This window comes from Phenylobacterium sp. (assembly GCF_046590535.1).
Taxonomy (GTDB): Bacteria; Pseudomonadota; Alphaproteobacteria; order Caulobacterales; family Caulobacteraceae; genus Phenylobacterium.
Genome location: NZ_JBKJTG010000162.1, coordinates 1 through 4,400 on the forward strand (window position 1 = coordinate 1; position 4,400 = coordinate 4,400).

General features: G+C 68.9%; 4 protein-coding genes. 1 reads left to right on the forward strand and 3 read right to left on the reverse strand.

The genetic code is table 11. The features are described 5' to 3' along the window. Positions 1-273: 273 nt before the first annotated feature. Genes sseA through ACLL81_RS09710 form a run of 3 tightly spaced genes read right to left on the reverse strand, consistent with a single transcriptional unit; the run spans position 274 to position 3,417 of the window. Positions 274-1,116 (reverse strand): 3-mercaptopyruvate sulfurtransferase, encoded by an 843-nt coding sequence (gene sseA / locus ACLL81_RS09700; RefSeq protein WP_411288138.1) that lies wholly within the window; start codon positions 1,114-1,116, stop codon positions 274-276. A 2-nt stretch (positions 1,117-1,118) separates the two neighbouring features. Further along, positions 1,119-2,117: a cysteine synthase A gene (locus tag ACLL81_RS09705; protein WP_411288139.1), complete on the reverse strand. Its 999-nt coding sequence runs from the start codon at positions 2,115-2,117 to the stop codon at positions 1,119-1,121. Positions 2,118-2,160: 43 nt separating this feature from the next. Beyond that, on the reverse strand, positions 2,161-3,417 hold the full coding sequence (locus ACLL81_RS09710; RefSeq protein WP_411288140.1) for a class I SAM-dependent methyltransferase: 1,257 nt from the start codon (positions 3,415-3,417) through the stop codon (positions 2,161-2,163). A gap of 255 nt (positions 3,418-3,672) precedes the next feature. Here ACLL81_RS09710 and kdsA point away from each other — a divergent pair. Then, the coding region (gene kdsA / locus ACLL81_RS09715) for a 3-deoxy-8-phosphooctulonate synthase (RefSeq protein ID WP_411288141.1) at positions 3,673-4,400 on the forward strand (728 nt) is incomplete at its 3' end.

The following is a 4,400-nucleotide window of genomic DNA, read 5'->3' on the forward strand; positions in this document are numbered from 1 at the left end:
GCCCTGTCCCTGGGCGTCGGCGTGAACCGCCAGTTCCCACAGGTGCAGGGCGTCATCGAAGGCCTCGCATGCGCCGAAGCCCACGCGCGCGCCCTGCGATCCGGCCACCCACACCAGGCCCTGAGCCTGCAGGGGGCGGTAGAAGCTCTCGGGCGAAACGTCCCCGCCAGCGATCGCATCCTGGCTGGTGCCGCGGAAGATCTGGCCGGCGGAGCGCTCAATGTCGGGGAGCAGGCGGAGATCGAGGGCGTGGGCCAGGCGGACGTCTATGGGTCAGGCTCCGGTTGCGACCGCGGTGTCGGCGCGGCCGCCCCACTCGGTCCAGGAACCGTCATAGACCGGCACATTCAGGCGGCCAAGGCGGGCCAGGGCCAGGGCCAGGATCGCGGCGGTGACGCCCGAGCCGCAGGTGGTGACGATGGGGGCGGCCAGATCGACGCCGGCGGCCTCAAATACGGCCTTCAGCTCGGCGGCTGACTTCATCGTGGCGTCCGGTCGCACCAGGTCCTGCCAGGGGAGGTTGCAGGCGCCGGGCATATGGCCCGGCCGCAGCCCGGCGCGGGGCTCCGGCGCTTCGCCGCGGAAGCGGGGTCGGGACCGGGCGTCCACCAGTTGCGCCTCGCGGCGCTCCAGCAGGTCGCGCACGGCGTCGAGGTCGCGGACCAGGTCGGGATCGAACACGCTTTCCAGGAGGGTTGAGGGGTGGGTGGCCGGCGTCCGTTCCACGGGCCCGCCCTGGGCCCGCCAGGCGATCAGGCCGCCGTCGAGGACGAAGACGCTGGGAAAGCCCATGATTCGCAGGGTCCACCAGATCCGGGGGGCGGAGAACATTCCCTGGCTGTCGTAGACCACAATGGTCGCCTCGCGTCGCAGGCCAAGCGCGCCAGCGGCCTCGGCGAAGGTCTCCGGCGCGGGCAGCATGTGTGGCAGGGGGCTGGCATGATCCGAGAGCGCCTCAATGTCGAAGAACACCGCGCCCGGGATGTGGCCGGCGTCGTAGTCCTGGCGGCCGGTCGTCGGTTCGCCGACCATCCGCAGGCTGGCGTCGACAACAGACACATCCGAACGGCCTATTCGCCGGCCAAGCCAGTCGGCGGTGACCAGGGGGTCGGTCATGGCTACTCCAGCCAGCTCGGCGCGGGAAGGCCGCGTTCCCTAAGGAATTCCGGGTTGTAGATCTTCGACTGGTAGCGTTGGCCGTGGTCGCAGAGGATGGTCACCACGGTGTGGCCCGGGCCCAGGTCCTTGGCCATGCGGATAGCGGCAGCGACGTTGATCCCGGTGGAGCCGCCCATCACCAGCCCCTCGTCGATGAGGTCGTAGATGGCCAGCAGCATCTCCGCGTCGTCGATCCGGTACGCGTGGTCGATGGCCAGCCCCTCCAGGTTGGCGGTGATCCGCCCTTGTCCGATGCCCTCGCTGATGGAAGTCCCGTCCGATTTCAGCTCGCCGTCTGTGTACCAGGCGTAGAGCGCCGCCCCGTGGGGGTCGGCCAGGCCGATGCGAACGTCGGGCTTCTCCGCCCTGAGCGCCTCGGCGACCCCGGCCAGGGTCCCACCGGAGCCCACGGCGCAGATGAAGGCGTCGACCTTGCCGTCGGTCTGCCGCCAGATCTCCGGTCCCGTCCCGTACAGGTGGGCGTCGCGGTTGGCGGTGTTGTCGAACTGGTTAGCCCAGACGGCGCCGGCCGGTTCTTTCTTATCAAGTTCAGCCGCCAAGCGACCGGAATACTTTACGTAGTTCATTTCGTTGGAATAGGGGGCGGCGTCGACTTCGACCAGTTCCGCACCGTAGAGCCGGATGGCGTCCTTCTTCTCCTGGCTCTGGGTGCGCGGGATGACGATGGTGCAGCGGTACCCCAGCGCCTTGCCCACCATGGCCAGGCCGATACCGGTGTTGCCGGCCGTGCCCTCGACGATGCGGCCGCCGGGCTTGAGCAGGCCGCGGCGTTCGGCGTCGCGCACGATGTAGAGCGCGGCGCGGTCCTTCACCGACTGGCCGGGGTTCATAAACTCCGCCTTGGCGAGGATTTCGCAGCCGGTGGCGTCGCTGGCCCGGTTGAGGCGCAGGAGGGGCGTGTTTCCGATGAGGTCCAGGACGCTGGAGGCAGTGATCATGGCCGCTACTTAGGCAGGCTCTGCCCGGTCGAACAGGGGGGCTTCAGGCTTTCGCCAAGCTGAGCTGCACCACATTGGTGCGACCGGTGCGGAAACCCGCCTCGCAGTAGCTCAGGTAGAACCGCCACAGCCGACGGAACCGCTCGTCGAAGCCCAGCGGGCGGATGTCGTCCCAGGCAGCCTCGAAGCGGGTGGCCCACTCGGCCAGGGTGTCGGCGTAATCGCGGCCAAAGCGGGTGATGTCGGTCCAGGCCAGGCCCGCCCTGTCGGTCACCGCCTTGAGGCGTTCCTCCGAGGGCAGCATGCCGCCCGGGAAGATGTACTTCTGGATGAAGTCCGCACGGCGGCGGTACTCCTCGAAGAACTCGTCGCGGATGGTGATGATCTGCAGCCCCGCCCGGCCGCCGGGCTTGAGGCTGTCATTGATCTTGCCGAAATAGGCCGGCCAGTAGCGCTCGCCCACCGCCTCGAACATCTCGATGGAGGCCACCCGGTCGAACCGGCCCTCCACGTCGCGGTAGTCCACCAGCCGGATGTCGGCGCGCTCGGCGAGCCCCTGCTCGAACATCCGCTTGGCCGCGAAGTCGTACTGCTCGCGCGAGATGGTGATGGCGGTGACCCGGGCGCCCACGTCGCGGGCTGCGAACTCGGCGAACCCACCCCAGCCGCAGCCGATCTCCAGGACGTGCTGGCCCGCCTGCAGGCCCATGCCCTGCGCCAGGGTCCGGTACTTGGCGGTCTGGGCCTGGGCCAGGGGTTGGCCCGGCCGCTCATAGCGGGCGGAGGAATAGGTCATGCTGGGGTCGAGCCAGCGGGAATAGAAGGCGTTCCCCAGGTCGTAGTGGGCATGGATGTTGCGCTTGGCGCCGCTGCGGCTGTTGCCGTTGAGCGCGTGGCGGATGCGATTGAGCGCCCACATCCAGGGGCTGCCCAAGGTCACCCGGTGCAGCTTGTTGAAGTTGAGCGCAAAGGCCTCCAGCAGCTTTGAGAGGTCGGGACTGTCCCATTCCCCGGCCATCAGCCCCTCGGCGAAGCCGATGTCGCCGGAAGCCAGGACGCGGCCCATGAAGCGGAAGTCGCGGACGATCAGGCGGGACTGGGGCCCGGCCTCTTCGCCGCGCAGGTGCAGTTCGCGCCCGGACGGCAGCACGAAGGTGAGCGCTCCCACGGTCCAGTTGCGGGCGATGATGCGCAGCGCGGCGCGAAAGGCGGGGGGCGCGCCGGCCAGTTCCGGCAGGCGCCGGAAGGCCTTGCGATCTACGGCAAGCGTGCCGAGCGACGTCTCATGAACCAAAGTCATGGCCGCTGTTCCCTGAACTCTACGCCAAACATAACACTGATCCCCGGGGCCGCGCGAGCGGTGGCTTGCGGTGGATGTACGCAGCGGCGGGGAAGGCGGACGCGCGGCGCTTGGGGGAAATCCGCGAGCACGGCGATGACGACGGGTCGGGGTGAAGGCGAGGTGGCCCGGCTGGCGCTCCCCGCCGAAAAGGCGCTTGTGAAGCCGCCCGCAGCGCGCCACTTAGCCCGCACCAACCTGCGCCAAAGGGAACCCATGGCCGTCCTGACCCTCGACCGCTGGAAGCTCGCCATCGGCGACGGACAGCCCCTGGTGGTGATCGCAGGGCTCAATGTGCTGGAGGATGAGGCCCTGGCGCTGGCTACAGCGCGCCACCTGAAGGCGGTCACCGCCCGGCTGGGCCTGCCGTTCATCTTCAAGGCCAGCTTCGACAAGGCCAACCGCTCCTCTATCACCAGCTACCGCGGGCCGGGGCTGGAAGATGGCCTGCGGGTCCTGGCCAAGGTAAAGTCCGAGGTGGACGTGCCGATCGCCACCGACATCCATGAGATCGCCCAGGCGGAGTTACTGGCGCAGGTGGTTGATCTCTTGCAGATCCCCGCCTTCCTCTGCCGCCAGACCGACCTGGTGACCGCCGCAGCCCGCGCCATCCACGGGACCGGCGGGCTGCTACACGTCAAGAAGGGCCAGTTCCTAGCGCCCTGGGACGCCAGGAACATCGTCTCCAAGGTCAAGGAAGCCGTGGGCGGCGCCGACATCACCATCCTGTGCGAGCGCGGCTCGTCGTTCGGCTACAACAACCTGGTGGTCGACATGCTGGGCTTTGCCGAGATGAAGAAGCTGGGGGTCCCGGTGACCATCGACGCCACCCATGCCGTACAGCTTCCCGGCGCCGATCCGCGGACCGGCGGCGCCTCCACTGGCGGGCGGCGCGAGGGGGTAGCGGTGATCGCCAAGGCTGCGGTGGTCTCCGGCGCCGACGG

What these genes read in the sequence shown, in the direction of transcription:
- sseA (WP_411288138.1), bottom strand. Translation starts at nt 1,116, where the DNA reads ATGACCGACCCCCTGGTCACCGCCGACTGGCTTGGCCGGCGAATAGGC.
- ACLL81_RS09710 (WP_411288140.1), bottom strand. Translation starts at nt 3,417, where the DNA reads ATGACTTTGGTTCATGAGACGTCGCTCGGCACGCTTGCCGTAGATCGC.
- ACLL81_RS09705 (WP_411288139.1), bottom strand. Translation starts at nt 2,117, where the DNA reads ATGATCACTGCCTCCAGCGTCCTGGACCTCATCGGAAACACGCCCCTC.